This window comes from Kitasatospora sp. NPDC024654 (assembly GCF_055559155.1).
Genome location: NZ_JBVHLF010000042.1, coordinates 24,178 through 47,980 on the forward strand (window position 1 = coordinate 24,178; position 23,803 = coordinate 47,980).

At 72.3% G+C, this 23,803-nt stretch carries 17 protein-coding genes and 1 pseudogene; 12 read left to right on the forward strand and 6 right to left on the reverse strand.

The window, feature by feature from the left end; translation table 11 throughout:
• Positions 1-82 precede the first annotated feature (82 nt).
• A complete protein-coding gene (locus tag ACZ38L_RS23630; RefSeq protein WP_465696763.1) occupies positions 83-1,417 on the forward strand; it encodes a sensor histidine kinase in 1,335 nt (444 codons plus the stop codon).
• A complete protein-coding gene (locus ACZ38L_RS23635; RefSeq protein ID WP_465696766.1) occupies positions 1,414-2,766 on the forward strand; it encodes a sensor histidine kinase in 1,353 nt (450 codons plus the stop codon). The genes ACZ38L_RS23630 and ACZ38L_RS23635 overlap by 4 nt, the downstream gene beginning before the upstream one ends.
• A gap of 46 nt (positions 2,767-2,812) precedes the next feature.
• On the opposite strand, the gene ACZ38L_RS23640 is transcribed toward ACZ38L_RS23635, so the two are convergent.
• Complete coding sequence (locus ACZ38L_RS23640; protein WP_465696768.1) at positions 2,813-3,652, reverse strand: class I SAM-dependent methyltransferase; 840 nt, start codon at positions 3,650-3,652, stop codon at positions 2,813-2,815.
• Positions 3,653-3,862: 210 nt separating this feature from the next.
• Between ACZ38L_RS23640 and ACZ38L_RS23645 the strand changes: the two genes are divergently transcribed.
• From ACZ38L_RS23645 to ACZ38L_RS23675, 7 genes are all read left to right on the forward strand, one after another.
• On the forward strand, positions 3,863-4,306 hold the full coding sequence (locus ACZ38L_RS23645) for an RpiB/LacA/LacB family sugar-phosphate isomerase (RefSeq protein ID WP_465696832.1): 444 nt from the start codon (positions 3,863-3,865) through the stop codon (positions 4,304-4,306).
• Positions 4,307-5,001: 695 nt separating this feature from the next.
• Positions 5,002-6,171, forward strand: a complete 1,170-nt coding sequence (locus ACZ38L_RS23650; RefSeq protein ID WP_465696771.1) for an ATP-binding protein — start codon at positions 5,002-5,004, stop codon at positions 6,169-6,171.
• On the forward strand, positions 6,168-6,569 hold the full coding sequence (locus ACZ38L_RS23655; RefSeq protein ID WP_396560858.1) for a roadblock/LC7 domain-containing protein: 402 nt from the start codon (positions 6,168-6,170) through the stop codon (positions 6,567-6,569). Before ACZ38L_RS23650 ends, ACZ38L_RS23655 begins: the two co-directional genes overlap by 4 nt.
• Entirely contained in the window at positions 6,566-6,943 is a 378-nt protein-coding gene (locus ACZ38L_RS23660) for a DUF742 domain-containing protein (RefSeq protein WP_465696774.1), read from the forward strand. Before ACZ38L_RS23655 ends, ACZ38L_RS23660 begins: the two co-directional genes overlap by 4 nt.
• On the forward strand, positions 6,918-7,529 hold the full coding sequence (locus tag ACZ38L_RS23665; RefSeq protein WP_465696776.1) for a GTP-binding protein: 612 nt from the start codon (positions 6,918-6,920) through the stop codon (positions 7,527-7,529). The genes ACZ38L_RS23660 and ACZ38L_RS23665 overlap by 26 nt, the downstream gene beginning before the upstream one ends.
• Before the next feature lie 15 nt (positions 7,530-7,544).
• The gene (locus tag ACZ38L_RS23670) at positions 7,545-8,891 is read left to right on the forward strand and encodes a cytochrome P450 (RefSeq protein WP_465696780.1); all 1,347 of its coding nucleotides are present in this window, start codon (positions 7,545-7,547) and stop codon (positions 8,889-8,891) included.
• Positions 8,888-10,015, forward strand: coding sequence for a tryptophan dimethylallyltransferase family protein (locus ACZ38L_RS23675; RefSeq protein WP_465696782.1), 1,128 nt, complete (start codon positions 8,888-8,890; stop codon positions 10,013-10,015). The genes ACZ38L_RS23670 and ACZ38L_RS23675 overlap by 4 nt, the downstream gene beginning before the upstream one ends.
• 68 nt (positions 10,016-10,083) lie before the next feature.
• Here ACZ38L_RS23675 and ACZ38L_RS23680 read toward each other — a convergent pair whose 3' ends face one another.
• The 3 genes from ACZ38L_RS23680 to ACZ38L_RS23690 all read right to left on the reverse strand — a co-directional run bounded on the left by ACZ38L_RS23680 (position 10,084) and on the right by ACZ38L_RS23690 (position 14,085).
• Positions 10,084-11,373: a flavin-containing monooxygenase gene (locus ACZ38L_RS23680; RefSeq protein ID WP_465696787.1), complete on the reverse strand. Its 1,290-nt coding sequence runs from the start codon at positions 11,371-11,373 to the stop codon at positions 10,084-10,086.
• 363 nt (positions 11,374-11,736) lie between these two features.
• Complete coding sequence (locus tag ACZ38L_RS23685; RefSeq protein WP_465696789.1) at positions 11,737-12,618, reverse strand: geranyl diphosphate 2-C-methyltransferase; 882 nt, start codon at positions 12,616-12,618, stop codon at positions 11,737-11,739.
• Positions 12,619-12,633: 15 nt separating this feature from the next.
• Entirely contained in the window at positions 12,634-14,085 is a 1,452-nt protein-coding gene (locus tag ACZ38L_RS23690) for a family 2 encapsulin nanocompartment cargo protein terpene cyclase (protein WP_465696792.1), read from the reverse strand.
• 263 nt (positions 14,086-14,348) lie between these two features.
• Between ACZ38L_RS23690 and ACZ38L_RS23695 the strand changes: the two are divergent.
• Positions 14,349-18,558 (forward strand): annotated as a pseudogene (locus ACZ38L_RS23695) (molybdopterin-dependent oxidoreductase).
• Positions 18,559-18,694: 136 nt separating this feature from the next.
• Here ACZ38L_RS23695 and ACZ38L_RS23700 read toward each other — a convergent pair.
• Positions 18,695-19,597, reverse strand: a complete 903-nt coding sequence (locus ACZ38L_RS23700; RefSeq protein ID WP_465696795.1) for a LysR family transcriptional regulator — start codon at positions 19,595-19,597, stop codon at positions 18,695-18,697.
• A gap of 121 nt (positions 19,598-19,718) precedes the next feature.
• Here ACZ38L_RS23700 and ACZ38L_RS23705 point away from each other — a divergent pair, with 121 nt between their 5' ends.
• Positions 19,719-20,651, forward strand: coding sequence for an NAD(P)-dependent oxidoreductase (locus ACZ38L_RS23705; protein WP_465696796.1), 933 nt, complete (start codon positions 19,719-19,721; stop codon positions 20,649-20,651).
• 203 nt (positions 20,652-20,854) lie between these two features.
• Here the strand turns inward: ACZ38L_RS23705 and ACZ38L_RS23710 are convergent, their stop codons facing one another.
• A complete protein-coding gene (locus tag ACZ38L_RS23710) occupies positions 20,855-21,022 on the reverse strand; it encodes a hypothetical protein (protein ID WP_465696798.1) in 168 nt (55 codons plus the stop codon).
• Between the two features lie 253 nt (positions 21,023-21,275).
• Between ACZ38L_RS23710 and ACZ38L_RS23715 the strand changes: the two genes are divergently transcribed.
• Positions 21,276-23,705 carry a helix-turn-helix transcriptional regulator gene (locus ACZ38L_RS23715; protein ID WP_465696800.1) on the forward strand — a complete coding sequence of 810 codons (2,430 nt, stop codon included), beginning with the start codon at positions 21,276-21,278 and terminating at the stop codon, positions 23,703-23,705.
• Positions 23,706-23,803: the final 98 nt, after the last annotated feature.

Below are 23,803 nucleotides of genomic sequence, written 5' to 3' on the forward strand. Positions count from 1 at the left end.
GCGTCGAGTGGCCGGGCGCCCGGCCCCACCAGGCAATCGGCCCGAGTGAACCACGCCCCGAGCACTGGAGAAGTCCGCGCAGATGCCGAACCGCCTCCCGTTCCGGATCCCGCTCTCCCGGCCCGCCGCGGCCGGGTACGGCATCGAGGCCCTCGCCGCCGCCGGGTTCGTCACCGTGGTGTACGAGACCGTGGTCGGCGGCGTGGTGCGCCTCTGGCCGCAGGCGTCCGACAACCTGGTCCTGCTGCTGTGGATCGCGGCGGCGACGATCTGCGGGCTCGGCATGAAGGCGGTCCGCACCCGCGCGCGGGCGCTGCTGGCCCGCCGCTGGCCGGCCGTCGCGGCCGAGCCCTACACCGCTCTGGTCTCGTTCGTCGCGGACGCCGCGGCGACCGGGTCGGTCGAGGACGCGCTGCCGCGCCTGGTGCGTCTGGTGGCGGACGGCGCCGGCGCCCGCACGGTCGAGGTCTGGCTGTCCGGCGAGCGGGGACTCCACCTCGCGGCGGACCTGCGCCACCGGCCGACCCGGCCGGTGGCGACCGTGCACGATCTGGGCTCCCGGCCGGGCGTCCGGCACGTCCTGCCCGTGACCGACACGGGCGAACTGCTGGGCGCGCTCGCCCTCGGCGGGGCGGACGGCCGCGAACTGGGGCGGCGTGACCTGCGGTTGGCCACCGACATCGCCAATGCGGCCGGGCTGCTGCTGCGCAACGTCGAGCTGGAGGCCCGGCTGCGCGAGCGGATCCGGCTCGAGTCCGAGCAGGCCGAGGAGCTCCGGACCTCCCGGCGCCGGCTGGTGGTCGCCCGCGACACCGCACGGGAGCAGTTGGGCCGGGAGATCCAGGGAGTGGTCTGCGAGCCCCTGGAACGCTGCGCACTCGAACTGGGCTCGCTGCGCGAGCGGGTGGACTCCCCGGAAGCGGAGGACGGGCCGGACGTGGCCGAGTTGGCCCGTCGGGTCGACGCCGTCATCGGGCAGTTCCGTCGACTGGTGCACGGCGTGTACCCGTCGGTGCTGACCGACCACGGTCTGGTCCCCGCACTCGCCGACCTGGTGGCCGACCAGGAGCGACGGGCCGTCCTGGACGCGGGCGAACTGCCGGGCCTGCCCGCCCGCATCGAGGCCGGCGGGTACTTCTGCACCGCCGCCCTGCTGCGTGCCTGGCCGCACAGCCGTGACGACGAGCCGATCACCGTGACGGCGAAGGTGATTGACGGGGAGCTGACGGTCACCATCAGCGACTCCGTCCCGCGCACCGGCGCGGATCTGCCGGACGCGGTGGTGGTCGAGTCCGCGCTGGACCGCCTCGCGGCCCTGGGCGGCGGTCTGGAGCAGTGGGCCGGTCCGGCCGGCCTGTCGGTGGTGATCACGCTTCCCCGCACGGCGGAGGCGGCGCGTGAGGAGGCGGTCCGATGAGCCCGCTCCGCCGGGCCGGTCGCCCGGCGGCGCCGAACGTCACGCGCTGGGATCTGGCCCGTCTGTCCAGCCGTACTCTGACCTACGGTGTGCTGCTGGCCCTGATCGGCGTGGCGTACGTGGTCGGAGTGGTGCGGATCGACGCGCTGTTCGGCCTGTCGTCGGACTGGATGGCGCCGCCGCAACTCGTGGCCAGCGGCCTGGTCGCGCTCGTGCTGGCACCGGTGCGCGACACCGTGGCCAGGTGGGCGGAGCGCCTGGTCTACGGCCGGCGCGTGCCCAGGTACGAAGTCCTGGCCGAGGTGTCCGCCCTCTCCCGGGCCACCGGCCCCGCCGGCGGGACGCTGCGGTCGCTGGCCCGGATCACCGCCGAGGGCCTGGCCGTCCCGGCCGTCGGCATTCACGTCCGGCTGCCCGACGGCTCGCACACCGAGCACCGCTGGCCCGAGGACCCGCGGTCGCCGTCCCCGGGGCACCGGGTGCCGGTCCGGTACGGCGGTGAGCCGGTCGGTGCGATCGGCCTGTCCGAGCAGGCCTACCGGGATCTCTCTCCGGACCGCCACCACCTGCTGGAGGACCTCGCCCGCAGTGCCGGAGTGCTCCTGCACAACGCGGGCCTGACGGCTGAACTACAGGCGCGGCTGCGCGCGATCGAAGCGCGGTCCGCCGAGATCCGGGCCTCCCGCTGGCGCATCGTCGCCGCCCAGGACGCCGAGCGCCGGGACCTCGAACGCGACCTGCACGACGAGGCACAGCCGGGCCTGACGGCGGTACGCCTGGCTCTCGGGCTGCTCGCACACCTGGCCGCGTCCGGCAGCCGGGAGGCGGTGGACCGCGCCTTCGACCAGGCCGGCGAGCGGATCACCGACGCCCTCGGCCAGTTGCGCCGGACCCTCCTCGGTCTCGACCCGAGGCTCCTCGTCGGGCAGGGCCTCGAACCGGCCCTGCGGGAGCGGGCCGAGGCCCTCGGGTGCCGGGCGACCTTCGACCTCGACCCGAAGCTGGCCGGGGTGCGATTCGATCCGATGGTGGAGGCGGCCGTCTACTACTGCTGCGCGGAGGCGCTGCAGAACATCGCCAAGCACGCCGCCGACGGGCCGGTCGCGGTCACGCTCGCGCTGGACCCGGCACTCGGGCGCCTCTGCTTCACCGTGACCGACCAGGGCCCCGGTTTCAGCGTCGAGGGTGCGGGGACGGGCTCGGGGCTCCAGAACATGGCCGACCGGGTCGGTACGGTCGGCGGCGCGCTGGAGCTGCACTCGGCGGTGGGCGCCGGCACCCGCGTCGCGGCCTGGGTGCCGGACGTGCGCGCCCGACTGCCCGACAGCCTCGTGCACTCGGTGCGCTGAGGCCGCCGGGCCCGGCGCTCGGCGTTCAGCGCCTCGCCGGCAGGCGTCACCGGCTGTGCGACACCCCCAGCTCGACGAGGTAACGCTTGGTCACCCGGCCGCCGTACCGCCCGTCGATCAGGTTCGCGATGCACGCGAGCAGCCCGTTCCTGGCCGCTTCCGGAAGGGCTCGGGTGCCGGAGTAGGTCCGCAGCAGCTCCAGATACTCCGCCGTGGTGTACGTCAGATCCCACTCGTGGCGGCGGAAGACCGTGGGGCCGAACCGGCCGCTTCGTGCGACCTCCTCCGCATGGTCCGAGCCGTCGATCTCGGCGGCCGCGGGAGGCCGCAGCCCGGGCGGCGTGTCCGGGTCGAAGCGCTCGTAGCAGCGCTGGACCTCGACGAAGAACTCCTCGGTGCCGCCCATCACGTGCTGGGTGCGCACCACGGCGAGCGCCCCACCCGGACGCAGCGCGTCCGCGGCCTTGGCCACTCGCACCGCCGGGTCGATCCAGTGGAACGCCGTCGCCGAGACGACCGCGTCGAACGGCTCCTCCGGCAGCGGCCAGCTCTCGAACTCCGCCGTCACCACCTCCACCGCCGCGGCCCCGGCCAGGTTGCGGCGGGCGACCGCGGCCATCTCCGGTCCCGCCTCGACGGCCGTGATCCGGCAGCCGCGTTCGGCCAGTGGCGCCGTCGCCTGGCCGGTCCCGCAGCCCACTTCCAGCACGTGGCTGCCGGGGCCGGTACCCGCGAGGGCGGCGAGGTCGTCGTACAGTCCCGGCGGATAGCCGGGCCTGGCCCGGTCGTACAGCTCCGCGTCCTCGTCGAAGGTCCGGCGCAGGCGCACCCGCCGGGGCTCGTCGGGGGTGTCGTCGCGCTCCGGGTGCGTGATGTTGTCGGGCATGCGGAGCAGGCTAGGCGATGTCCGCCGGTTCATCGGATGGCGCCTGTTGACGGCCGCTGCTCGGAGGCTTCCCCGTCTCCGGGCAGCGGGTTCGTGGGCCGGAGGCGGTGTCGGCTTCTTCTCCGCCCGGCCTGTCCGCGGTCGCCAAGTGGTGGTGGTTCTCTGTAGGCAGGTACGAGGGACGACCGGAAGGAGTGTGTGATGGCGAAGCTGCGCGTCGCTGTGTCCGCCGACTGGGACAAGGGGGTGGCCCGCCAACTTGTCGAGGAGTTGGATCGTCGCGGGTACGAGGTGATCCCGCACGGCGTGCTGGTGCCGGGGGAGACGGCCGACTGGGCGTTCTGCACGGAGGCCGCGGCCCGGGACGTGGTCGAGGGGCGGGCCGACCAGGCGGTGGTGTGCTGCTGGACCGGCACCGGTGCCAGCATCGCGGCGAACAAGGTTCCCGGCGTGCGCGCCGCGCTGTGCACGGACGCCTACACGGCCAGTGGCGCCCGCCGTTGGAACGACGCGAACGTCCTGGCCCTGGGCCTGCGGCTGACTTCGGCCGCGACGCTCGGGGAGATCCTGGACGCGTGGTTCGGAACCGATCCGAGCGAGGAGGACGACGACCAGAAGAACATCCGGCACCTGGAGAGCATCGGCAGGACGTGACGGAGGTTCGGCCGGAGAGCGGGGGCTCGACGGGTCCGGCGTGCTCGACCGGATGGGAGCTTCGCGCGCCGGCCTGAGCCGGAATCCGGCGTGCCGGCAACTGCTCGTCGGATCCGGCCGGCCGGATCCGACGAGCAGGCGGGCGCGGTGGGGGAGGTGCTCGTCGTAGTGCCGCTGGTCGTCGGCCGTCCTGTGCGGGTGTGCCGGGCGTGACCGGGAAGACTGCCCGAGAGGACCGTGCGGCACGGCGAGCGCAACCCGGAGGGAACGCGGAGCACCTAATCCGGTGCCCTCCTGAGCCTGGCGGGATCCCGGTTCGCTGTCGCGACGGCGACACGCGCGCCAGCCCCCTGTGGTGCCGTGCCGCCGCTCGGCGGGACGTCGCGAACGGCGATGCGGGGCAGGGGGTGGAAGGCATGCTGTCGTCGGTACGGCTCCGGGCGTCCTCGACGGAGGCCGAAGTCGCAGTGGTGGCGCGACCGGCCCACCGAGCTCCGCCGGGCGCAACGGCCTGTGGCCGTCGTCGTTGCGTCAACTATGCATGTTCGTCCGGTATGAGACGCATCCTCATGCCGGGAAGGCCCGTCGGTCGCCTGTTTAGCCGATGATACGATCACATCAACTTGCGGAGCGGGTGGTTCCCCTGCCGTAGCGGGGATTCAGCAGCCGGCTGTCAGTCGCCTTAAGAGAGTCTTATGACGGAATACACAGAGAACCCAGCACTCTGGGCTCTCGTCGTCGCCCTGCTCGCCGTGATCGCCCTCGTCGTTCGCCAACGCAAGGCGGCTGTGGCCTTGCGACAGGAGATCGACAGGCTCAGGGAGCAGTACTCCGATCTGGAGCGCCACTACACGGAGTCCGTCCGGGCGGCCCAGGAACAGGCCGGGGAAGCGACGAAGACCGTGCTGAAGTCCGCGATGCGGACCTTGCAGGGCCTTGCGGCCGAGCAGCAGTTGATCCTCTCTCGGTTGCAGGGCAAGTACGGTGAGTCGGTCATCCTCCAGGACCTGTTGGAGGTCGACCACACCAACTCGCAGTTCGGTCGACGTGCCCAGTCCATCGCCGTGTTGTGCGGCGGCTGGCTGGGCCGGCACCGCGATGTCGCCTCGGTCTACGACGTGGTCCGCAGTGCGCAGGGCCGTGTCCGGCACTTCCGGCGCGTGGAGATCCTCTCCCAAGTGGACTACGGCGTCGCCAGCAGGGTCGTGGAGCCGGTTGCGCTGGCCCTCGCCGAGTTGCTCGACAACGCCACCAGCTACTCCAGCCCGGACACCGTCGTCGAGATCAACATTCGGACCGTGCCCAAGGGCGTCGTCATCGTCGTGGACGACGCCGGCGTCGGCATGAACGACGAGGAGCGGGCACGGGCCGAGAAGCTGCTGAACAGCGAGCGGGTCTCCGGCGTCGCGGAACTCGGCAACCCGCCGCAGTTCGGTCTGGCGGTGATCGGCGTACTGTGCGAGCGGTTCGGCTTCGAGGTGTCGGTGGACTCCTCGTCCCCCTACGGAGGTGTGCGCGCGGTGGTGCTGCTACCGCACGAACTGCTCACCGGCATGCCCGAGAAGAAGGCACCCGCCCCATCCACGCCCTCCGCCTCCGAGCCGCCGGCGGATGGGACCGAGCCTGCGCGGGCCGTCCCCTCGACCGCCGACGGACTGCCCCTGCGGCGGCGCAAGCGGCCGATGGCGATCGTGCCGGGCACCGCGCCCGCCGTGGCCACCTCGGCCCGTTCCGGCGCGGAGACCGCGGCCATCATGGGCGCCTTCCAGCGGGGCACCCGGTCCGGCCGGGCCGCGCATCCGGACGATGCGGACCAGACGAGCAACACACGTGGTGCGAGCAGTGAAGGACATGAGTTCTCGTGAACGACGATCTGTCATGGATGCTCGACAGCGCCCTGGAGATTCCCGGAGCCCTGCACGCGGTCCTGATCTCCGCCGACGGTCTGTTGATGGCCCGCACCAAGGACTTCGACAAGGACGACGCGGACCGGGTCGCCGCCGCGATGAGTGGTGTGCAGTCGCTCAGCCGCTCGCTCGGGTTCTTCTGCGAGGACCCGGGCCAGCGGTGGCGGCAGACCCTGGTCGAGTTCGACGGCGGCTGGGTGTTCCTGATCTCCGCCGGTGAGGGCGCCTACCTCGGCGTCTCCGCCGCCCCGGACGTCGACATGCAGGACATCACCTTCCGGATGCAGCAACTCGTCGGCCAGCTGGGCAAGGCGCTGGCGGCACCGCCGCGCGAGAACCTCGGGGTGCGCCAGTGACCGGCCCCGAGGACTGGGAGCTCGCGGCCACCGAATTAGTGCGTGCGTACGTCATCACGAAGGGGCGCGAGCTGCCCGACGAGGAGCAGCTCTCCCTGATCACGCTGGTCACGGCGGCGCCCGAGGAGGGGCAGCGGCCCAAGCGGCTGTCACCGGAGGAGCAGCGGCTGTTGGACCTCTGCTCCGCCGGTTACCTCTCGGTCGCCGAGATCGCCGGGCACACCGGGCTGCCGCTGGGCGTGGTGAGGATCGTCCTGGCCGCACTCACCGAGGACGGCTACCTCATCACCCGCCCGCCGGTCGCCCGTGCCCGCACTGCCGACAAGGAGATCCTGGAGGAGGTGCTCAATGGTCTCCGGGTCAAGTTCGGGTGAACGACCGAGCCTGGGTGAGCGGGACTACGTCCATGGCGGAGCGACGCAGACGGCCGTGAAGATCCTCGTCGTCGGGCACTTCGCGGTGGGCAAGACCACGTTCATCGGCTCGATCTCCGAGATCGAGCCGCTGTCCACCGAGGAGACGATGACGCGGGCGGCGGAGGCGGTGGACGACCTCAAGGGGGTCCGGGGCAAGACCACCACCACGGTCGCCATGGACTTCGGCCGTCTGACCATCAGCGACCGGGTGGTGCTGTACCTGTTCGGCACACCCGGACAGCTGCGGTTCGTGCAGTTGTGGGAGGACATGGCCCGTGGTGCCCTCGGCGCGCTGGTCCTCGTCGACCCCGAGCGGCTCGCCGACTCCTTCGCCGTGATCGACCTCATCGAGCAGTACGGCCTCGACTACGCGATCGCCGTCAACCACTTCGATGGCAATCCGCTGCGCGCCGAGGCGTCGCTGCGGGAGGCACTCGACCTCCTCGACGACACCCCCGTCGTCTTCTGCGACGCGCGCGACGAGAAGTCGTCGGCCGCCGCACTCACCACCCTGGTCCGCTATTTGCTGGACCGTGCCGGCTAGGAGCCACAAGCAGACATGGACGCTCGACCCACCACCCTGGTGCCCCCGCCCGGGTGTCCGGCCCACGGCACCGGCGGCCGGGTACCGCTGTACGGGCCGGGGTTCGCGGCAGACCCGCAGGCCTACTACGCCTACCTGCGCCACTACGGGCCGACCGCGCCCGTCGAGCTCGCACCCGGTGTGGAGGCCACCCTCGTCACCGAGTACTCGGCCGCGCTGCAACTGCTCCAGGACTCCGCCTCCTTCCGCAAGGACGCGCGCCGTTGGCGGGCCTTCAACGAGGGGAAGGTCGCGCCGGACAGTCCAGTCGTGCCCCTGCTGGCGTACCGGCCCAACTGCATGTTCAGCGACGGCGCCGAGCACCTGAGGCTGCGGCAGGCGGTCACCGACAGCATGGCCCGGGTCGACTCGCGCCGGTTGGCCCGCAGCACCGAGCAGGTCTCCAGCTACCTCGTCGCCCAGTTCGGCTCGCGCGGTTCGGCCGACCTGCTCGGTGACTACGCCAAACAGCTGCCGCTGTTCGTGTTCAACGAACTCTTCGGCTGTCCTGCCGACATCGGTGACCGGGTGCTCTTCGGCATCTCCGGCATGTTCGACGGCGTCAACGCCGAGAAGGCGGCCGAGGTGCTGTTCGGCGCCGTGGGCGAACTGGTGGCGCTCAAGCGGAGCAGGCCCGGTGACGACGTGACCTCGTGGCTGATGCAGCACCACGCGAAGCAGACGGACGAGGAGATGGTCCAACAGCTCTCCCTCCTGCTGGCGGCCGGCACGGAACCGCTGCGGAACCTGATCGGGAACACCCTGCACCGGCTGCTCACCCATGACGCCTACGCCCACGGCGGCGGGCTGATCGACGAGGCCCTCGACGACACGCTGTGGGAGAACCCACCCATGTCGAACCTCGCGCCGCACTACCCGGCGGCCGACATGGAGTTCGCCGGACAGCGGCTGCAGGCGGGCGAACTCGTGCTGGTCAGCTTCGCCGCCGCCAACACCAGCCCGGTCCTCGCCGCGACGCGGCAGACGGGCAGCAGGGCCCACCTGGCGTGGAGCGCGGGCCCGCACGCCTGCCCGTCCAAGGAGCCGGCCCGGCAGATCGCGGTGACCGCCATCGAGAGCCTGCTCAACCAGCTCCCCGATGTCGAACTCGCCGTGCCGGAGGAGAGCCTGACCTGGCGGCCCGGCCCCTTCAACCGGGGTCTCGCCGCACTGCCCTCCCGGTTCACCCCGGTCGAGCCCGTGCGGCGGCCCGCCCCGCAGGCCCGCCCCGAGCCGCCCGTGCGCCAGCAGGGCGCCCAGCCGAGCGCCAAGCCCGAACGAGCCGGCAGGTGGAGCCAGTTCCTCAACTGGCTGACGAGGTGATTCGCACAGCACCTCCCGAGGCGGGCACGCTCGGCGGCCACACGGCGGGCCAGTTGCTGCGGCTGTGCGAGGCCGCGGGCCTGGGCGGGGCCGACGCCACCGGCTACGCGCGGACACTGACCGCGGCGCTGGGTCCCGCCGCCGGGCGCTCGCTGGATCTGCCGCCCCCCACCCGCTCCTTCCTCTCCGACGACCACACGCCGGTGGAGTTCTCGATCTCCTTCGCGGTGGGGGCGGCCCCGACCCTGCGCGTGCTGTTGGAACCGGGGAGCGGGGTCGGCGACCTGGCGCAGAGCGGGCGTGACGGACTCCGGGTCGTCCGCGAGCTCGCGCGGCGCTGGGACTTCGCCACCGACCGGCTCGACGAGTTGGAGGACCTCTTCTTCCCGCCGTCCCCACAGGGCCCGCTGGTTCTGTGGTGCGCGCTGGAGCTGCGTTCCGGCGGTGTCCCCAAGGTCAAGGTGTACCTGAATCCCGCGGCGTCGGGAGCGGCGCGTGCTGCCGAAACCGTGCGGGAGGCGCTGCGCCGACTCGGCCACCGGCAGGCGTTCACGGCGCTGCCGGACGCCGACCGCCTGCTGTTCTTCGCTCTGGACCTGGGCGACTGGGAAGAACCCCGGGTGAAGGTGTACACCGCGCACCACGGCCTGTCGGCCGCGGCGGCCGGGGGCCTGTCCCGCATGCCGGAAGGACCCGTTCCGGCCGAGATCGAGGCCTTCTTCCGCACGGCGGCCGGGATCGGGGACGACGAGGACACCCTGCTCGACCGCCGACCCGTGCAGGCGTGCCACGCCTTCACCGAGACGGCGACCGGTCTGCCCGGTGGCTTCACCCTCTACGTCCCGGTGCGCGACTACGTCGGGCACGACGGGGAGGCCCTCGACCGGACCGTGGCCCTGCTGCGCCGTCACGGCATCGACCCGGCCCAGCTGCTCGGTTCCCTGGCAGCCGTCACCTCGCGGCGACTGGAGGAAGGCGCGGGACTCATCGCCTACCTGGCGCTCGCCCACCAGCGGGGCCGTCCGCCACGGGTGATGGTGTACCTCTCTTCCGAGGCCTATCGGGTGAGGCCGCCGGCTGTGCCGTCTCCGCGGGCGGAAGCCGTTCACCGAGAGACGCCGTAGGAGCGTGAAGCCCCGTGGAATTCGCCCGACGGGCCACGGGGGCTTCACGGACCCGACGCCCACAAGGCCTATGCGTCCTGCAGCTCTCGCAGGTACGGGCCGACGTCCACCTGGATGGAGGAGCCCTCGCTCAACCCGTAGCGCTCCGCGATGCCGCTCAGGTACGCGTCGATCTCCTTGTGCATGACATCCGCAGGCGGTAGCGCGACGTCGCCGTCGACGATCCGCGCCACCCACCGCGCCTGGGCTTCCACGAGCCGCGTGATCGAGCCCACGGGGCGGATCAGGCCGACGAAGAGCAGGCCGGGCCGATCGGGCGCGACGATCCGCCGGTACAGCTCGACCGGCCCCTGCGGACTTGCCGGACATCCGGCGGGCAGGAAGGGGAAGGCCATGCGGAAGCCGGTGCAGTAGATGATGGTGTCCACCCCGACCGAGGTTCCGTCGGTGAAGGACACCCGGTCGCCGTCCAGGGAGTCGATCGCGGGCTTCGGGATCACCGCGCCGTGCCGAATCCGGCTGAGGATCTCGTCCGAGATGGTCACGGCCGAGGAGAAGATCGGGTGGTCGGGCTCGGGCAGGCCGTAGTCCGACAGCCTGCCGCGCGCCACCAGCAACGCCTGCTCGACGAAGTCACGTTGCTCCTCCAGGGACTTGCTGGTGAACCACGGGGCTTCGGCGATCAGGTCCACGGACAGACCGCAGAGCTGCTTCGGCACGATGTGCAGCCCGCGGCGGACGGAGAGCACGGTCCGCGCGGCGTGCCGGGACAGGTCAGCGGCGATGTCCACCGCCGACGCCCCGAGCCCCACCACGACCACGCGCTGTCCGGCGAAGTCCCTGCCGTCGAGGTAGTCCATCGAGTGGAGAACGGTTCCGGTGAAGGAACCGGAGCCCGGCGGCAGGGGATTCGGCACAGCCGGCTCCGAATGGTGTCCGGAAGCGACGATCACCTGGTCGAAACCGCGTACCGCCTCGGCCCCTTGAGCGTCCCGGCTGGTGACCGTCCACCCCCCGTCGGATTCCTGCCGGACGGAGACCACCTCGGTGCGCAGTTCGATGTGGGGGAGCAGCCCGGTCCACTCGGCGAAGGACCGCAGGTAGGCGGCGACGTCGCTGTGCCGGGGGTAGAGGGGCAGCTCGGACGGCATCGGGAAGTCGTCGTAGCCGGTGAGCTGCTTGGCGCTGTTCAGATGCAGTGTCAGGTAGGCCGGGCTCGGTTCACCGGCTCCCGGCATGCGCCAGATGCCGCCCACATCCGACGCCTTCTCCAGGCAGACGAACTCGATTCCCCTCCCCTTGAGCGCGTGTGCGGCTGCCAGCCCCGACAGACCCGCGCCTATCACACACACGCTCAAAGTAGCTCCCACAGGACAAACGCCATCTTCTCTCGATCTCTCACGGATCTTCACTGCCCATCATATTCACGGCCCACACCGGTGACGGGGCGCACCAAGCCGGGGCGTTCGCCACCGGAGCGGGTCGCGAACGGTGCCCTCGGCCGTGCGCGGGACCCGGCCGGTGGTGCGGCGGGTCACCGTAGGGGAGCGGCTGACGGTGTGTCGCTCGATGAGCCGTCGCCGCACACTGGAAGAGGACGCCGCGCCGGTCCACACCCCTCTTCGAGAACCGGCTCAGCGTCCGACAGATCCGAGGCACTCGCACGAGATCGTTGGCACGCCCGCAAGGTGCGGCGTGCGGCAGCCGGGCGGAGGGTCCGGTCAGACCCGGTCGGCCGCGATCAGGACGTACTGGAAGGAACCGTCCTTGTAGGAGGAGATGAACGCCTCCTCGATTCCCGTGACGAGGGAGGAGGTGGCGCGCAGCTCCCAGTAGGGCAGGGTGGCGGGTGTCAGGTCGATGACGGCCTGCGGCACGAGGCGGTTGTCCGCCATGGCGCGCAGGTACTCCCGGCGGGAGTGGATGTTGCACTCGAAGTGCGCGTTGATCTGGGACACCCACTTCGACGGCTGCCCGTAGATGGGGTTCCAGCAACCGGTGATGGTGACGTAGCGGCCTCCGACGGCCAGGACGCGGGCGTGTTCGGCGAAGAGGTCGTGCAGGTCGACGTACATGCTGGACTCGTTGTTCCAGGAAGCCGCGACCTCTCCGGTCCCGAAGGGCGTGGCGAGCATGTTGCAGACGCGGGCGTGAACGGACTCCTCGATGCCGAGCTCGCGGACCCGCTGGTTGGCGAAGTCGGCCTGCTTGGCCGACAGGGTGACGCCCTCGACCTTGCACCCGAAGCGCTGGTGGGCCATGACCATGGAGCCGCCGCGACCGCATCCGGCGTCCACCAGCGTGGCCTCGCGCGGGATGTCGCCCAGGTGGTCCAGCAGCAGATCGGCCTGCGCGGACTCCAGCCGATGCAGTTCGGCGATCACCCTCCTCTCGTGCTCGCCGTCCCCCGGCGCTCCCACCGCGGCCTGGTCGACGTCCCCGATGCCATAGTGGTGGTGGTAGAGGCCGTCGACGTCGCCGAGACGCAGGTTCACCGGCCGAGCCTCATGGTCCCAGTAGCGGGCGATGTCTCCCTGGTAGGGCGTCGCGGGACCGGGGATGGCGGCGGTGCTGCCTGTCGGGGTGATGTCGATCGTGGTCATTGATCAGCTCCTTGCTTACCAGAAATCGGGCAGGCTGTAGCGGTAGGTGTTGGTCCGGTGCCAGTAGTGGTTGCCGTCGACCCACGTGGCCACGCCGCGCAGGAAGCGGAGCAGGGTCGGGACCGGGCAGGAGGCGGCCAGGGCGTTCGCCTCGGCCTCGAAGTCGCGCATGAGGTCGTTGTGGATCTCGACCGCCTTCAGGTACGCGTCGCGGTCTCCGCGTTCCTCGCGTTCGGCGATCACCACGGGGAGGTTCAGGTGCCGGCCGGGACTGGCCAGCTCCTTGGTGTAGGAGTACAGGTCGTTGACGATGGTGGTGGCGTTGGAGGCGAGCGCGATGACGCGCTGCGTGGCCGGCAGGGCGTGGAGGTCCGCGGGCAGTTCGTAGCCACCGACGGTGTCCGTGATGGTCGGGCAGGGACGGAAGTTGTTGAACTGGCGCATCGCCAGGTACTCCCACACCTCGGGGACGTGGTCCGCCTGGGCCCAGGAGGCCTCGGCGAGGTATCCCAGGTGCAGGCGGGCCATGTCGTGCCGGAAGCGGTCGGCCTGGGAGGGGGTGGCCGCACGCGTGAGGTAGTCCATGGCCGAGCGGTACGCCCGCCGAGGGGCGTCCGCGTGGAGCGACTCCTCCCAGGCCGGTTGGTACTCCCGCACCGTGTGCAGCGGGTCGAGGGCGGTGTGTGCCAGCAGGAGGCGTTCACCGAGACCGATGGGCGAGCCTCCGTGGTCCTCGCAGTAGCAGTCGTCCACCGCGTTCTCGGCGGCCATCAGCCGGGTGGCGATCATCAGGTGGTCGGTGTCGGGGGCGTCGGGATGGCACGCGACCATGTAGCGGCCCAGCGCGAAGCCGTCGAACTGGTCCTCCCAGTCCGGCGGGTAGAGCTGCACCTCCTCCAGGGCCCAGGTCTTGATCCGGTGGCTGACGTCCGCCACGCGCTCGGGATCGGGCTCGGGCACCGGGTGGTGGTACAGGCCCGGGATGGGGTCGCCCGCCTTCGGAGGTGCCTCGCGCCGTGCCAGGCTCAGGCCCGCCGTACCCAGGCCGCTGGGGCCACTGAGGATCTGCTCCAGGGCCGTACGGTTCATGACCGCACCGTCGCGATCCGCACGCTCTCCGGCCTGGTGTCCACGGACATGGGAGGGCCTCCCTCTGTGAAGGACTGCACGTTGTGAGGGGTCGTCGCCCCGTACGGTGAGAGAGGGAGCTCCGCTGCGCGCCCCCTCCAGCTCGCCGCTCAACGGTAGGCGGGGTGGCGCGACCCTGGACGCCCCGGAGTGTCGTCTGCACCCGATCGGGTGAACGTTCACGAACACCGGGTTTGAAGCGCCCAGTCTTTGTCCGTCATCTCGAACGGGTGGACGAGGAACGGCTGCCGGTGTCGTCCGGCCCGACGGCACCGGGCAGCCGCACCGCGGGCCCCGGTCGGCACGCCGCGGTGACAGGGGTGTCGGAGGTCGCGTCACTCCCCGGGCAGGTGTGCGGCCCCCGTTCACGTGAACGCGCCGACACCACCGGGTGGTCGCTCACACCGACGGGCCGCCCGTGTGCGGCGGAGTTAACCCGCCGTACCCACCGGGTGTGACGCCTCGGTAATCCGGTTCTCCTACGGTGCTGATCGTGGGAACTCCCCACCGTCGGCCGCGGCGCGCTCACCGTGCGCGGGAGGCGAGGATCGCGACCCGGGGAAGGAGTCCTGGTGGCGGTGTCAGGCTCGAAGGCCGACAGCGTGCGGACGGTCTGCTCGTACTGCGGTGTCGGCTGCGGGATCGTGCTCGACATCGGCCGGGACGCCGCCACCGGGCGGCGCACCGTCGTGAAGGCGTCCGGGGACGGGAACCATCCGACGAACTCCGGTCGCCTGTGCACCAAGGGCGCGACCAGCGCCGACATGATGGCCGCGCCCGGACGCCTCCGGAAGGCCCTGATCCGCACCGAGCGCGGCGCCGCGCCCGCGGAGACGGACGTGGAAGCGGCGATCACCGCCGTCGCCGGGCGGTTGCGGGCGATCCTGGCCGAGCACGGGCCGGACGCGTTGTCGTTCTACGTCTCCGGCCAGATGTCGCTGGAGGCGCAGTACCTGGCGAACAAGCTGGCCAAGGGGTTCGTGCGGACGAACCAGATCGAGTCCAACTCCCGGCTGTGCATGGCGAGCGCGGGTTCCGGCTACAAGCTGTCGCTGGGCGCGGACGGGCCGCCCGGCTCGTACCAGGACTTCGACCGTGCGGACGTGTTCCTCGTGATCGGGGCGAACATGGCGGACTGCCACCCGATCCTGTTCCTGCGGATGATGGACCGGGTCAAGGCCGGCGCGAAGCTGGTCGTGGTGGATCCGCGGCGCGGTACCACCGCCGACAAGGCCGACCTGTTCCTGCAGATCGAGCCGGGCACCGACCTGGCGCTGCTGAACGGCCTGCTCCACCTGCTGGTGGAGGACGGCCACACCGACCCCGGCTTCATCGCGGAGTTCACCGACGGTTGGGACGAGATGCCCGGCTTCCTCGCCGACTACCCGCCGGCGAGGGTCGCCGAGATCACCGGAATCCCGGAGGCGGGCATCCGGCAGGCCGCGCGGTGGATCGGCGAGGCCAGCGAGTGGATGAGCTGCTGGACGATGGGCCTCAACCAGTCCACCCACGGTACCTGGAACACCAACGCGCTGGTCAACCTGCACCTGGCCACTGGTGCGATCTGCCGCCCCGGCTCCGGCCCGTTCTCGCTGACCGGGCAGCCCAACGCGATGGGCGGCCGTGAGATGGGCTACATGGGCCCGGGCCTGCCCGGCCAGCGCTCGGTCCTCGTCGAGGACGAGCGCGCCTTCGTCGAACACCTCTGGGGCGTTCCGGAGGGAACGCTGCGCACGGAGGTCGGACGCGGCACGGTGGAGATGTTCGAGCAGATGGCGGCCGGCGGCATCAAGGCCTGCTGGATCATCTGCACCAACCCGGTCGCATCGGTCGCCAACCGCAAGACCGTCATCGCCGGCCTGGAGGCCGCCGAACTGGTCATCACCCAGGACGTGTTCGCCGCCACCGAGACCAACGCCCACGCCGACGTGGTGCTGCCCGCGACCCTCTGGGCGGAGTCGGACGGCATCATGGTCAACTCTGAACGGAACCTCACCCTCGTCCAGGGCGTCGTCGACCCGCCCGGCCAGGCCCTGCCCGACTGGCGGCTCATCGCCCGGGTCGCGTGCGCGATGGGCTTCGCCGAGGCTTTCACGTACGCCACCGCCGAGGACGTCTTCGAGGAGCTCAAGCAGGCCTGGAACCCGAGGACCGGCTGGGACCTGCGCGGCGTCAGCTACGACCGACTGCGGAGCACCCCCGTCCAGTGGCCGGCCCCCAGCGCCGACAGCCCCGACCGCAACCCGATCCGCTACCTCAACGACGGCGTCAGCCAGACCCTGCTGGAACTGCCGGACGGCAGCCGCCCGCGGCTGGCCTTCCCGACCACGTCGGGCCGGGCCCGGTTCTTCGCCCGCCCGCACCTGCCCCCCCGCCGAACTGCCCGACGACGACTACCCGTTCGTCCTCAACACCGGCCGCCTGCAACACCATTGGCACACCCTCACGAAGACCGGCAAGGTCGCCGGGCTCAACAGGCTCAACCCCGGCCCTTTCGTCGAGATCCACCCCGACGACGCCTCCGCCATGGACGCCGGGGACGGGGACCACGTCGAGGTCGCCTCCCGGCGCGGCCGGGCCGTCCTGCCCGCCGTCGTCACCGACCGGGTGCGGCCGGGCAACTGCTTCGCGCCGTTCCACTGGAACGACCTCTTCGGCGAGTACCTCAGCATCAACGCCGTCACCAACGACGCGATCGACCCCCTCTCGTTCCAGCCCGAACTCAAGGTCTGCGCGGTCTCGCTGCGTGTGGTGGCCGCGCCGCGACCGAAGGAGCCCGCCCGTGCCCCCGATGCCGGAACGGCCCCGCCGGCGCACGCGGCACAGGCCCCGCCCGTGCTCCGGCAGGACACCGGGCTCGCCGCCCTGGGCGACCTGTTCGGCATCACGGACCTGACTCCGCCCGCGCTCGCTCCCGAGGAACGGCGCTACCTGGCGGGTTTCCTCGCCGGACTGCGGGCCGCCCCGCCGCAGGCCGCGGTGCCGGTGCTGCCCGCCCGCGCGCCGATCGCCCCGGAGCGGGCCAGATGGGTCGAGGGCGTCCTCGCGGGCATGTTCTCCGGCACCGCGCGGGCCCTTCCCGCACCGGCCAGCACGTCCGCCCCGGTCACTGGTGCGGACCGGCGGGCGCGGCCGGCGGCGGATGCCGCTCCGGCACGCGAGGTGCTCCTCCTGTGGGCCTCGCAGACCGGCAACGCCGAGGAGTTCGCCGCCGCTGCCGCCCGTCGCCTGGCCGAGGAAGGGTGGCAGGTGAAGCTCGCCGGCATGGACGACACCACACCGGACGCCCTCCCGGCCGGGGTACCCGTCCTGTTCGTCAGCAGCACGTTCGGTGACGGGGACGCCCCGGACAACGGCGCCGGGTTCTGGAGTGCCCTGGCCGCCCCGGGGCGGGGCCCGATGACCGGCCTGAGCTACGCCGTCCTCGCCTTCGGCGACTCCGCCTACGACGACTTCTGCGGCCACGGCCGCCGCCTGGACGAGCGGCTCGGCGAACTGGGCGCGGCCCGCCTCCTCCCGCGCACCGATTGCGAACCCGACTACGACGAGGTCGTCGCGCAGTGGCTCGACCGGGTCGTCGCGGCCCTCGCCGAGGCGGCCGACCGCCGGCCGGCGGCCCCGCCGGCGACCGCCGCACCCGTACCCGCACCCGCGGGCGCGGCGGCGAGCCTGGACGCGCCGTCACCGACCGGCTGGAGCAGGGCGTTCCCGTTCGTCACCCCGCTGATCGGCAACCGGCTGCTCAGCCTCCCCGGGTCGCAGCGGGAGGTGCGGCAGTTCGTGTTCGACACGCGCGGCGGCGAACTCGCCTACGAGGCCGGCGACGCCCTCGGCGTCTGGCCCGCCAACGACGGCGAACTCGTCGCGGAATGGCTCGCCGTCACCGGCCTCGACCCCGAGGAGAGCGTCCGCGTCCCCGACGCGGGCGACATCCCGCTCGGCGAGGCCCTGCGCGCCCGGCTCGACATCGCCCGGGTCACCCCGGACCTGCTGAGGTTCGTCGCCGAGCGCACCGGTGACCGCGACCTCAAGCGGCTGCTGCGGCCCGACAACAAGGGCGAGCTCGCGAAGTGGAGCTGGGGTCGGCAGGCCGTGGACGTGGTCGGCGGCTTCCCCGTCCGAGCCGCCGCCGCCGAGTGGGTCGGTGTCCTCAAGCGGCTCCGGCCCCGCCTGTACTCGATCTCCTCCAGCCCGCTCGCCCACCCCGGCGAGGTCCGCCTCACCGTCTCCGTCGTCCGCTACACCAACGACCTCGGCCGTGACCGCAAGGGGGTGTGCTCCAGCTACCTCGCCGACTCGGCCGACGACGGCCCGGTGCCCGTCTTCGTCCGGCGCTCCCCGCATTTCCGCCCACCCGCCGACCCCGGCACCCCGATGGTGATGGTTGGCCCGGGGACCGGCGTCGCCCCCTTCATCGGCTTCCTGGAGGACCGCCGGGCCCGCGGCCACACCGGCCCCAACTGGCTGTTCTTCGGGGAGCAGCACGCGGCCACCGACTTCTACCACCGCGAGGAGCTCGAAGCCTTCCGGTCGACCGGTCACCTGGACCGCCTCGACCTCGCCTTCTCCCGCGACCAGCGCAACAAGGTCCACGTCCAGGACCGGATGCGCGAGCACGGCCCGCGCCTGTGGCGGTGGCTCCAGGAGGGCGCCCACTTCTACGTCTGCGGCGACGCCGCCCGGATGGCGAAGGACGTCGACCGAGCCCTGCTCGGGATCGTGGCGGCGCACGGGGGCCTGGACGGCGACGCGGCCGCGGCCTACGTCGAACAGCTCGCCGCCGACAAGCGCTACGTCCGCGACGTGTACTGAGGTCCTCCCTGACCGTGACAGTCCGACGGGGAGTCACCCTTCAGGCGTGACGACTCGACTCCTGAGCGGCCGCGCCATCGGCGCACGGAGGACCACGAGCACCGTCCGGCCCGGCGCACCGGCGCGCCGCGGACGGTCAGGCAGGCTCCCGGCGGACCTCGGCCCGGATCGCCGCTGCCAGGGCGAGCGCCGCCGGCGAGGTACGCGAGGGGGCGCGCCGGGCCAGCGAGAGCGTCCAGGTGAGCAGCGGGTCGGCCACCGGGACGGTGTGCAGCCCGGTGCGTCGGGCCGCCGTCGCGGGCATCAGCGCGACGCCGAAGCGGTGCTCTATCAACCCGGCCGCCGTCCCGTAGTCCGCGACCTCGAACGCCACCCGCCGGCGCAGGCGGGCCGTCGCGAACGCCCGGTCGGTGGCCGCCCGACTGCCCCAGCCCGGCGCGAAGTCGATGAACGGCTCGCCTGCCAGCGCGTCGAGCCCCGCCCCGGCCCCGGGGACCCGCGTGGCGAGCGCGTGGTCCGCCCGGCAGACCAGCAGCAGCGGCTCCACCAGCAGCGGGTCCAACTCCACGCCAGGGTGTCCGGGATCGGGCAGCGAGACCAGCGCCAGGTCGAGCACGCCGTCCGCCACCGCCGCCAGGTGCCCGACCGACCCGGCTCCCGGCGGGCGCAGTTGCAGCGCCACGCCCGGATGCGCGGCGTGGAAGCGTCCCAGCACGGCCGGCAGGTCCAGCGGCCCGGTGGTCAGCGGCGTGCCCATCACCACGTTGCCGTTCAGTGCCCCGCGCACGGCGGCCACGCTGTCCCGGGCCCGCCGCGCGGCCTCCAGGGTGGCCCGGGCCTGCGGGAGCAGCGCTTCACCCGCAGGGGTGAGGGCGATGCGGCGACCCGTACGGTCGAAGAGGTCGACGTCCAGGTCGCGTTCCAGGCGGGCGATGGCGGCGGAGACGGCCGACTGGACGATGTGGACCCGGCGGGCGCCGCGCGAGAAGCTCCGCTCCTCGGCGACCGCGAGGAAGTACTCCAGTTGTCTGAGTTCCACGCCGTCAACTATCGCATGACGCGATCGAGTGGATCGAGAATCATCGTTGGACACGATGGTTCAGGCCCCGGCAGAGTCGAAGTAGCGTCAGAAGAGCCTGACAGACCTGAAAGGGAGCACGATGAGCGACACGACGGGCACGGCGAGCACGTTGGACGGCAGCGCGCGGATCGGCTGGATCGGCGCCGGCCGGATGGGCGGTGCGATGGTGCGCCGGCTGCTGGCGGCCGGCCACCCGGTGACCGTGTACAACCGGACCCGCGCCAAGGCGGAGGCGCTGGTGGAGTTCGGCGCCGCGATCGCGGACCGGCCGGCCGACCTGGCCGGCCACGACATCGTGTTCACCATGGTCTCGGCCTCGCCCGACCTGCTGGAGGTGGTCGGCGGGGCGGCCGGCGTGCTCGCCCAGGACGCGGTGCCGGGGGTGCTGGTCGACTGCTCCACGGTCTCGTCCGAGGCGTCCGCCGAGGTCCGCGCCATGGCGGGGGAACGCGGCTGCCACTTCCTGGCCGCACCGGTGAGCGGCAACCCGCACGCGGTCGCGGCGGGGACGGCCAGCCTGGCCGTCTCGGGGCCGCGCGAGGCGCTCGAGCGGGTGCGGCCGGTGCTGGCGGCACTCGGACGCGCGGCGACCTGGGTGGGGGAGGGCGAGGCGGCGCGACTGGTGAAGATCTGCCACAACGTGCTGCTCGGGATCAGCATGCAGGGACTGGCGGAGGTGCTGGTCCTGGCGGAGAAGGGCGGGGTGAGCCGGGCCGCCTTCCTGGACTTCCTGAACGACTCGGTGATGGGGTCGGGGTTCACCAGGTCCAAGCGGGACACGCTGGTGAACCTGGACTTCACGCCGACGTTCACGCCGCCGTTGCTGCGCAAGGACCTCGAGCTGGGCCTGGCCGAGGCGCGCCGGCTGGAGGTCCCGATGCCGATCGCCGCGCAGGCCACCCAGCTGGTGGCCTCGGCGGTGGGCGCCGGCTACACCGAGCAGGACTACGCGGTCCTGGTGCTGGAACAGGCCCGCCGCGCGGGCGTGGAGCTGCGGCCGGAGGCCGGCTGAGGGACGGGCGGCGCGCCGGCGGGCGACCGGGGCACGGTGCCGGCGCGACGGCACGCCCGTCCCCGGCCGCGACTACGGTCGGCTTGGCCCTCCCCTCGTGCGGTCAAGCCGACCGTGTGCGGTTGCCGGTTCGGGGCCCGGTGGCCCGGTCCGGCGGTCCGGTCAGCCGGTCGCCCGGCCATGACCGGTGGCCCGATCCCTGGTCAGTCGGCGGCGGGGACCGGGACGATCCCGTTGCCGCCGCCGTCGCTGACGGTGGTCGTCGTGACGTTGTCACCCCGCCGATGGCGCGGGTGCCGGTCGAGGAGGCCGCTGGGCGCGTCCTCGCGGCGACGGATGGGCTTGTTCGGGTTCAGGTTCGGTCTGGACATGCGGGTCAACTTTCCTGGGTCAGAGCGGGTTCCCCCGACGGAAGTTCATCCTTCGGCCTCCGCGAGCCGGCCGCTCGCCCGGCAGCGTCGTGCTGCGTGCTGTCGGTCGTGGCGGCTGATGATCATGTTGGCGTTCTGGCTGGTCAGAGCGCCAGGCCACGGACCGGCCACGGACCGGCCAGATATGGCCGACACCCCAGTACAGTGATCCGAACGTAAGCGGAAGAAGCTTGACCGGAGCGAGGACGTCGAAGTGAGCAGCCAGTTCGGTCCCCTGCTCCGTGGGCTGCGGCTCGAGGCGGGGCTGACGCAGGAGCAGTTGGCCGAGGGGGCCCGACTGGGCGTGCGGACGATTCACCGGCTGGAGACCGGCAAGCCCACCGACGCCCGGTTGGGAACGGTGAAGCAGGTCGCCCACGCCCTGGCCGACGCCCTGGGGCGCGATCGCGACGACGTGTTCCAGGACCTGCTGGCCGCGCACCGCGACAAGGGCGCCGCTGCCGCAGGCTCCGGCGCTGCCCCGGTCGGGGACGCCTCCGAGGCGCCCGACCCGTTGACGGGGCCGGTGCCCGACCCGGTCAGGCTCATCGCGCTGCCGCCCCGGGGCGCTCTGGCCGAGGTCGCCGAGTCGTTGGCACGCGACGTGCACAGCCGCTGGATACGTGAGGAGGAGCAGCGTCGGATCCACGACCCGTTCCCGCTGCCCGTGCGGTGGCGCTCGGCGCCCGAGGGTCTGTTGGACCACTGGGACAACATCAGCGGTGCCCCTCCGGGGGCCATCGCGAGCCCGCTGTCCCTGGACGGCGGTCTGGCCGAGGTCACCGAGGTCTACCGGCGCGTCGGGTCCGGGCGGCTGGTGGTGCTCGGCCGGGCCGGTTCCGGCAAGACCGTCCTGATGCTGCGATTCGTCCTCGACTACCTGGGCACCCGCTCCGGCGGCGATCCCGTGCCGGTCATCTTCAGCATCGGATCGTGGGACCCGACCGTCACCTCGCTGCGCGACTGGCTCATCGAGCGGCTGCTGCGCGACCACCCGAACCTCGCCGCACGTGCCCCCGGCCGCCTCTCCCTGGCGGCCGCCCTGGTCGACGCCGGCTGGATCCTGCCGGTCCTCGACGGCTTCGACGAGATCGCCCCAGGGCTCCACGGGGCCGCCCTGCGGGAACTCAACGCGATATCCCTGCCCCTGCTGCTGACCAGCCGCAGCGAGCAGTTCGCCGACGCGGCCGCGATCGACGTGCTCCGGAGGGCCGCCGGCATCGAACTGACCGACCTGACCACGGACGACCTGGTCCACTACCTGCCGCGCACCGCGCGCCCGACCGCGCCGGGGGAGCGGGCCGGACGCGCCGCGACCGTGTGGGACCCCGTCCTGGACGGGCTGCGCGGCCAGCCGACCAGTCGGTCCAGCACCAACCTCGCCACGGTGCTGAGCACCCCGCTGATGGTCCTGCTCGCCCGGACCGTCTACAGCGACACCCCGGGGCAGGACGCGGCCGTCCTGCTGGACACCGCTCGCTTCCCGACACCGGAAGCCCTCGAGGAACACCTGCTGGCCGGCTTCGTCCCGACCGTCTACCGTCGGCGACCCCCGACCCCGCCGAGCGCCGGTCGCCCGCGCCCGCACCGCGCGTGGGACCCGCAACGCGCCCGGCACTACCTGGGCTACCTCGCCGGGCACCTCGACCGGCCCGAGCAGCGCGACCGCCAGGACCTGGCGTGGTGGCAACTGTCCGGCTCGCTGAGTCTGTTCTCGCGCCTCCTCGCCGTCGTCCTCGCCTGCTCCCTGGTCACGGCCGTGTCCGACTGGCTCGTCTCCTCGGCCGTGAACCTGATCGGCGGTCACGGCGGGCCGTTCGTGCTGCGTTCCGGTCTTTCGGACGCGCTCGTGTTCGGCCCGACGGTCGGCCTCGCCTTCGGGCTGATCTACGGGATCATGGTGGTGTTCGGCGAAAGAGCGTTCGAGCCGTCCTGCGTGCAGCCACGACTGCCAGGCGGTGGCGGACGGACCGGCGGCGCGTCCTTCCGCAGGCTCCCCATCTCGGTCTCCGCCGGACTCCTGGGTGGATTCGTGGTGGGGGCCAGCTACGGACCCGCGCTCATGGTGGGGCAGGCCCTGCTCCGCGGGAGGCTGCGGATCGACGCGACGGTGATCGAGGGAATGCTGGTCAACACGTTCCTGTTCGGGCTTCTCTTCGGCCTGGCGGGAGGGCTGGTGCTCGGGCTCATGGCCGCCCTGGAGTCACCCCTCGATCTCGGCTCCGCCGCCACCCCGGCAGACCTGCTGGCGATCAACCGCGGCACGGTCATCCGCCAGGCGCTGCTCTTCATGCCGATGCTCACCATCGCGATCACCGTCGGCGGCCCAGTGATCACGGACCTCTTCCAGGGCTGGCTGGGCCCACTCGGCTGGCACCGGCTCTCCGGGCTCATGGTCGGTGTCACCGCCGGCCTCGCCGGCGCCGTCTGCTACGCCCTCGCGTTGACCGCCTGGGGCCAGTGGGTGCTCTTCACCCGCATCTGGCTACCCCTGACCGGACGGCTTCCCTGGGCGACGGTCGCCTTCCTCGACGACGCCTACCACCGAGGGGTGCTGCGGCAGGTCGGAGCGGTCTACCAGTTCCGCCACGCGCGGCTCCAGAGTCACCTCAGCCCCGCTCCCTGCGAGCCGGGGCACGGTTGATGCCAGGACGTGCCGGCCCGCCGGTTCGGCTGGAGCGTGACCAGCAGGCGACCCCGCCCTCGCCGAAGCCTCTCGGCGCCGGTGGGAGCCGGTGCGCG

What these genes read in the sequence shown, in the direction of transcription:
- ACZ38L_RS23705 (WP_465696796.1), top strand. Translation starts at nt 19,719, where the DNA reads ATGAGCGACACGACGGGCACGGCGAGCACGTTGGACGGCAGCGCGCGG.
- ACZ38L_RS23635 (WP_465696766.1), top strand. Translation starts at nt 1,414, where the DNA reads ATGAGCCCGCTCCGCCGGGCCGGTCGCCCGGCGGCGCCGAACGTCACG.
- ACZ38L_RS23650 (WP_465696771.1), top strand. Translation starts at nt 5,002, where the DNA reads ATGACGGAATACACAGAGAACCCAGCACTCTGGGCTCTCGTCGTCGCC.
- ACZ38L_RS23640 (WP_465696768.1), bottom strand. Translation starts at nt 3,652, where the DNA reads ATGCCCGACAACATCACGCACCCGGAGCGCGACGACACCCCCGACGAG.
- ACZ38L_RS23710 (WP_465696798.1), bottom strand. Translation starts at nt 21,022, where the DNA reads ATGTCCAGACCGAACCTGAACCCGAACAAGCCCATCCGTCGCCGCGAG.
- ACZ38L_RS23665 (WP_465696776.1), top strand. Translation starts at nt 6,918, where the DNA reads ATGGTCTCCGGGTCAAGTTCGGGTGAACGACCGAGCCTGGGTGAGCGG.
- ACZ38L_RS23685 (WP_465696789.1), bottom strand. Translation starts at nt 12,618, where the DNA reads ATGACCACGATCGACATCACCCCGACAGGCAGCACCGCCGCCATCCCC.
- ACZ38L_RS23670 (WP_465696780.1), top strand. Translation starts at nt 7,545, where the DNA reads ATGGACGCTCGACCCACCACCCTGGTGCCCCCGCCCGGGTGTCCGGCC.
- ACZ38L_RS23630 (WP_465696763.1), top strand. Translation starts at nt 83, where the DNA reads ATGCCGAACCGCCTCCCGTTCCGGATCCCGCTCTCCCGGCCCGCCGCG.